Origin of the sequence: Shewanella sp. 11B5, from assembly GCF_002836795.1 — a bacterium.
Classification (GTDB): domain Bacteria; phylum Pseudomonadota; class Gammaproteobacteria; order Enterobacterales; family Shewanellaceae; genus Shewanella; species Shewanella frigidimarina.
On record NZ_PJAP01000339.1, the window covers coordinates 1 to 6495 of the forward strand.

A 6495-nucleotide genomic window follows, 5' to 3' on the forward strand; every position below is an offset into this window, starting at 1 on the left:
CAATGCAGAGGTCATTTACTTTTGTGTTTTAAAATAGGGTATGAATAAACATTTATAGCATGCACTATTACGATATAGCCTTTGGTAAGCCATCTCGGTATTGGTCACCATCACGCGCTGATTTCGCATTGGCTAAATGGCTAATACTTTTAAAATAGCTTTAGGAATATAGCTAAGTAGGTCACTGGCTAACATGCCATATTGGCTTAAGTCCTCTGCAGCAATGTTGCCTGCCAAACCATGCAGATACACACCCAAACACGCTGCATTTATTGGGCTAACGCCTTGAGCGCAAAACCCTGAAATCATACCTGTTAACACATCTCCGGTTCCGGCTTTGGCTAGCGCGCTGTTACCTGTTGGGTTAATGAAAACATCATTACCGTCAGTTATCACGGTGTTTTTACCTTTCAGCACCACAATCGTATTTAACTGTTTTGCCGCTAAGCGAGCAAAATGCATCCGCTGTGTTTGTAGTGTTGCGACATCCATATTGAGTAATCTTGCCAGCTCTTTTGGGTGGGGTGTGATAATACTCTTGTTAGGCAAAGTCACCGTAGTTGTTCCGAATTGTACTGGTGGGTTAAGTAAGTGGCTAATAAAGTTTAGCGCGTCAGCATCGAATATTACTGGCTTTGTGCAGGTTTGTATTTCGTTGAGTAGGGCGTAAAAAAAACGATGATTCCCTTGTGGGGGGATTAACTCGTTTGAGTGTGGTTGATTATCTTTGATGACATTACAAATAGGCAACTCTGAACGTAAATCTGAATTCAAATCTGAGTTCAAATCTGAGTTCAAGTCAGTGCTTATCTTTGCGCACATCTCAGTGCAAAGAGTCACGTCAACATCTACAGTTAACTCAGTGTTAATAGCTGTGATATCGATGCATTGATCGGTACTTTGGCCAATGCTTAAACCACTGCCAATTGAAATGGCGCTGGCTTGAGTCAATTTATCTCTGAGCTGTAAAACAGCTTGTGGTGAAAGAGTTTGTACATCGACGATTTGCGCATCTTTTAGATGTAGATTTGCTGTGCGTTGTAGTGAGTGAACCGATAATGGCGACAACGTTCGTAACGCAAAAGTAACGATGTTGGGTGTTAATGCACTCACACTGTCACATACCGATGGGCTACTGGCTAAGGTGACGTAACCCGCGCCCACTCGTAATGCGGATAAACTCGACAAATAAGCTGCCCCGCGGTAATGCAGCGAACCGGCAATATTCAATACATGGCCAAACGTCATTTTATGACTGTTATCCGGCCGTGGCGGTAATATGCTTTTGATATATTCAAGGGTTAACGTATTCATTATTTAAACCGATTAATATCGATATGAATAAAGTAGCACACACCAAGTTTATTAGTGGTATTTACTGCATACTTTTGATTTAGAGTTAACCTATTTTGTAGGAAATTTTGTAAAAACGACTCTTTGCTATGTGTGACATGAACAAATAGCAAACTAGCTATCTGCTATTTTTTTATAAACTAGCCGGGAATAATGAACTGTATGGGCTGGTGAAAGTAAATCTCAGAAGATAAGCTATCCTTCATGCAGAATATTTTACAAATATAAGCCAAAGGAAGGCATTGATTATGCAACAAATGTTACAACACAACAGACGTTACTCAGAACTTGATTGGTTAAGGGTAATATTGATTTTTGCGGTATTTTTACACCATGTGTTTATGCCCTTTAATGGTGACGGCTGGCATGTAATGAACAATGAGTCGAGCAAGGTGCTTGACGATATCATGGTGTATTTTGAACAGCTCAGACTGCAAACATTGTTCTTTATCGCTGGTGCAGCCAGCTTTTTGTTACTGCAAAAAATGCCTGTTCGGCAATTTCTATCGAGTAAATTTCACCGGCTTTTTATCCCTTTGCTGGTGGGAATGATATTGATTGTGCCGCCACAAAATTATTATGAGAACATCACTGAATATAGCTCTTTAGCATCGGCGTATGGTCAGTTGCTGTTGTCGTTTGATAGTAATCATTTATGGTTTATAGAATTTTTAGTCATTTTTATGCTGCTTGCTGTGCCATTTAGGCACTGGTTAACACGTCAAACCAGCAATAAATTACAACAATGGCTTGAACGAATCAGTCGTCATCATTTTGGCTTACTCTCTTTAGTTTTAGTGTTAATCGTATTACGTGGTGCGCTCAAATATGTTGCGCCATCAGACAGTCATCATATCGAAAACCCGTCATTAAGTGTGTTCTATCTGTTTTTCTTTTTTGCGGGCATGTGTTTTGTTAAAAGTGAGGTTATTTGGCGGGCAATAGCTGAACATCGATACACTTATTTAGTCAGTTTGCTCGTGAGTTCAATCCTGTTTTATGGCTACTATTACTCACCTGATTTAAGCTCGTATTTGTCACTTACAACACGATGGCAATTATGGTGGTTAGTTTGTACGCTAGTGTCTTGGTCTGGGTTATTAACCATGGCAGGTTTTGCGATTGCTCATATTAAAAAGACGCCAACATGGTTACATCAAACCAATGAATTAATCTATCCGTTTTATATTCTGCATCAAACCGTGATTGTTATATTGGCGTTTTATATTGTGCAGTGGCAGGCGTCTATTGCGATTAAATCTGTCAGTGTATTAATGAGTGCTTTTGTGGTGTGTGCCTTGCTATGTTACTACGTGATTAGGCCGTTTAAGCTGACACGATATTTATTTGGACTCAAAGTATTGCCTGCATCTAAATAGCGAATAAGCAAGCTTTATGCTGCAAGCTTTTGATAAACAAAAAATGCCATTAAATTCGTTTAATGGCATTTCTCTATCCTTCGTGAGCTAGATACTCAATAATTTGTTCCATGTTCAGGTTAAAATCATCAGCACGTACGCACTTAACAATTAAGTCGTCAGTCACGGTGGCTAAATCAATTTTGTTTCCTGCTTCAAAATGCTCAGGTTTTAAATGATAGAAGGGTCTGACTAACGGACGGATAGGGTCTTTCGGGTTATGACCTTCCACTATAGCGAGTCTATTTGATTCAAGTTGAACCACCGACCCGACAGGGTAAACGCCCATACAGCGAATAAATTGATCTACTAAGTCTTTATCTAATTCATTTTTATCCGCTAACGCGCGCAAAATACTGAACGCTTTAACTTGGGCATAACCTTGTTTGTAACAGCGGTGTGAAGTCAGCGCATCATAAATATCGCATATGCTGATCATGCGGCCATAAAGGGTGATTTTTTCTGCTGGTACGCCAAATGGATAACCTAATCCATTGAGTTTTTCATGGTGTAAGCTGGCTACTTCTAAACTCAGCGGACTGATCCCTGGGGTGCTTTTCATGATTTCAATTGAGTAACTGGCATGAGTTTTCATAATATGAAACTCTTCATCGGTCAGTTTGTCCGGCTTGTTTAAAATCCGATCTGGGATCATGATTTTTCCAACATCATGTAAAAATGCACCAATAGCTAATTGATTAACAATGTCTTTGTCGATTTTTTTGTACACGGCAAACATGGTCATCAGCACGGACACAGACACAGAATGTTCTAATAAATATTCATCTTTATTACGAATATTAATCACACATGACAAAGCATTTGGATTATTAAAAATTAAATCTGTGGATTCAGCGGTAATTTTTTGTACCGGATCCATGTCCAGAGGCAAACCATGCTGTGCATTATGAAACAGCTTTTTTTGAATGTCTTTTGACTCATTAAACACTTGGCGTGCTCTCACTATTTCTTGATTAAAGAAATTTGCTTTAACATCGGTGCGTGCAGGCGTGAGTTTACGAGGCGGTTGAGGCTTAGGCACACTGATTTTTAGCTCGGATTTTTCGACAATAACTTCAGTTTTACTGGTATCAATAAGCAGTTTAGTAACCGATTTTCGCTTTAATGCTTCAATGACTCGTTCGCTTTTAAGCACACCAGGTTTAGCGAGCGAAAACGTATCTTTGGGTTCGGTTATTTCGACCACATACATTCCAACACAAACGTCAGTAATGTCATGTTCAATCAGCATAAATCGTTTCCTTGGGGTTACTTATCAACGTATGAGCCATGCTAGACATGATATTGTTATAGCAAGATATGTTTAATAATATAGCGTATTCAGTACTGTAATATAAGCGAAATAACTCAATGAGGATCAAGCTTTTACCAAAAACACTTAGGAAGAGTTTATAAATGTATCGACACTGAAATATAAGACTTCATTGCAGTTTATGACGAATTACCTACTACGTCCAATATGTTTGAATTACCGTCATGTGATAGCGGCTATTTTATTCAATAGTTATTATTAGTATTGCGAATACATAAGCTTAAACTTTTACTCTATGCTTATTATCTAATACATCCTGTTTCAGTAAACGAGTAAGCATCGAGTGCTAACAATTCATACTCAACATCTTGATGTATTTTTTGGGCAACACATGCTTCACTTGCTCCTAAAATAGCAATAAGCGGTAAAAAATGTTCCTGAGTCGGATGATTAAACTGGGCAAACGGCGCGAGCTGTATGTAGCTCAACAACGATTCGGTATCATTGTTTACTAATTTCTCTTCAACCCACTTTGTGAATTGATTCATCATATCAACGCCATTGGGTGTTTTAGGCTGACGAAAAACCTCGCTTAAATTATGGCTTATTCCACCAGAACCAATGATAAGAATGTTGTCGTGTTTTAACGATGCTATAAGCTGTCCATATCGATAGTTTTGCGCTGCACTTACACGGGTATTAATGGATATTTGTACAATGGGAATGTTCGCCTGCGGGAACATTAATCTCAGTGGGATCCACACGCCATGATCCCAGCCTTGTGTTAGAGATAAATTGACCTTAATACCTGCACTCATAAACGTGTCGGCAATTTGTTTTGCCAATACAGGCGCGCCAGGTGCAGGGTAGCGAATTTGATACAATTCATCAGGGAAACCATAAAAATCGTGTATTGTTTCAGGACGCGCTCCAGCGGTAATCACCACATCGTCAGTGACATCTAAATGGGCCGAAAATACCACAATGGCTTTTGGGGTAGGGAGCTGTTGGCCAAGTCTTTGTAAAAAACGCGATGTTTTACTGTTTTCAACCGCCATCATAGGAGAACCATGCGAAATAAACAGGGGGTTTTGATGTTGTTGCATAGTAGGTTTTCTCGCTTAATGTCATTAACTGCGAAGTTATTGTGAACTCAAATAACAATTTTTAAAAGTGTTCATCATCATGCTGAATACGTTAGTAATTGTCGCAAAGAATGTCTGAGTTGCTTAAACACCGGTTCGTGACTGTAGCGATGGTGTTGAATAACATCAACATTTGCTTGCCAACCAATCTCTTTAAATTCAGACGGTAACATGACTAGTTGCCCGCTATCCACGTAGTGATTGGCAATATGATTGGGCAGCAAACACCAGCCATGGCCCTGCAATGCAAGTTCTAGCAAAATATAATAATTGTCGGCGTACCAAACGTCTGGGCTAATGGCGAATTGAAAGCTACTGGATTTAGTATTTCGTGACCGTATCAATAGTTGACGATGCAATTTCAAATGGGCTAAATTATCATATATCTGTTGTGCTAAGAGATGTGTGCTGGCCACATACATATCAAATTTAATTGACCCAATAGATTCAAAATCGATGTGAGCCGGGATCGTTAACTCGCTGAAAATAATGCCGGTGACAGCCCGCTCAGTGTCAATCATATCGATAATATCGATGCTTGATGCGGTTAAAAACTCAAGCGTAATTGTCGGAAACTTAGCTTCGAGCTCATTAATAATATTGAACAGCTTTTGCAGAGGTATTCCTTCATCTAAACCAATCGTCAATTCAGATATTGCTTGTTGGTCTAAACTTTGGGCGCAATCGCGCAGTCGTTGATGCTGGCTGAGCAACACTTGGGCATGGGGCAGTAGTTTTTTACCTGCTAGTGTCAATTGAGGATAGCGGCCACTGCGATCAAATAGTTCGCTATTACAGTCAATTTCAAGATTTATCACATGCTGACTGATAACTGATTGTGCTTTATTAAGCGCTCTTGCTGCAGATGAAAATGACCCCATTTTTACGGTCGCCACAAAGGCCTCAAGCTGTTCAATACTATACATATCGTTTTTACCGATACTTACCAACTTTAATGTATCTATATATTGGATGAAAATAGCCAAAACGTCACCATTAAATAGAGATAAACATGCAAAGAAGAGAAAGAGTGTTCCACGCCGTGTCTTTTGAGGTGATAGCGTTGGCCTTTATTGTGCCAGTGAGTGCGATGTTAGTGGAAAAAAACAGCACAGACATGTTGATAGTGAGTATTTGTTTGTCATTGTTTGCTGTTTTATGGAACTACGTTTACAACATATTGTTTGATAAGCTCAACGGTTCAGACAGAGTTGAGCGTAAAATTGGCATTAGAGTCGTTCATGCATTGGGTTTTGAAGGCGGGATGTTATTTTTTACCATCCCATTAGTGTCATGGTATTTGTCA

General features: G+C 39.4%; 6 protein-coding genes. 2 read left to right on the forward strand and 4 right to left on the reverse strand.

Annotated elements, in window-relative coordinates:
* Positions 1-132: 132 nt before the first annotated feature.
* Positions 133-1314, reverse strand: a complete 1182-nt coding sequence (locus CXF78_RS07145; protein ID WP_102036387.1) for an NAD(P)H-hydrate dehydratase — start codon at positions 1312-1314, stop codon at positions 133-135.
* A 287-nt stretch (positions 1315-1601) separates the two neighbouring features.
* Between CXF78_RS07145 and CXF78_RS07150 the strand changes: the two genes are divergently transcribed.
* Positions 1602-2732 carry an acyltransferase family protein gene (locus CXF78_RS07150; RefSeq protein ID WP_102036388.1) on the forward strand — a complete coding sequence of 377 codons (1131 nt, stop codon included), beginning with the start codon at positions 1602-1604 and terminating at the stop codon, positions 2730-2732.
* A 73-nt stretch (positions 2733-2805) separates the two neighbouring features.
* Here the strand turns inward: CXF78_RS07150 and CXF78_RS07155 are convergent, their stop codons facing one another.
* The 3 genes from CXF78_RS07155 to CXF78_RS07165 form a co-directional block, all read right to left on the reverse strand.
* Positions 2806-4023 (reverse strand): cyclic di-GMP phosphodiesterase, encoded by a 1218-nt coding sequence (locus CXF78_RS07155; protein ID WP_102036389.1) that lies wholly within the window; start codon positions 4021-4023, stop codon positions 2806-2808.
* A gap of 323 nt (positions 4024-4346) precedes the next feature.
* Positions 4347-5150, reverse strand: a complete 804-nt coding sequence (locus CXF78_RS07160) for a DODA-type extradiol aromatic ring-opening family dioxygenase (protein ID WP_102036390.1) — start codon at positions 5148-5150, stop codon at positions 4347-4349.
* Positions 5151-5227: 77 nt separating this feature from the next.
* Positions 5228-6115: a LysR family transcriptional regulator gene (locus tag CXF78_RS07165; protein ID WP_102036391.1), complete on the reverse strand. Its 888-nt coding sequence runs from the start codon at positions 6113-6115 to the stop codon at positions 5228-5230.
* 86 nt (positions 6116-6201) lie between these two features.
* Here CXF78_RS07165 and CXF78_RS07170 point away from each other — a divergent pair.
* Positions 6202-6495, forward strand: a 294-nt coding sequence (locus tag CXF78_RS07170; protein WP_102036392.1) for a PACE efflux transporter, incomplete at its 3' end; no start/stop codon positions are given.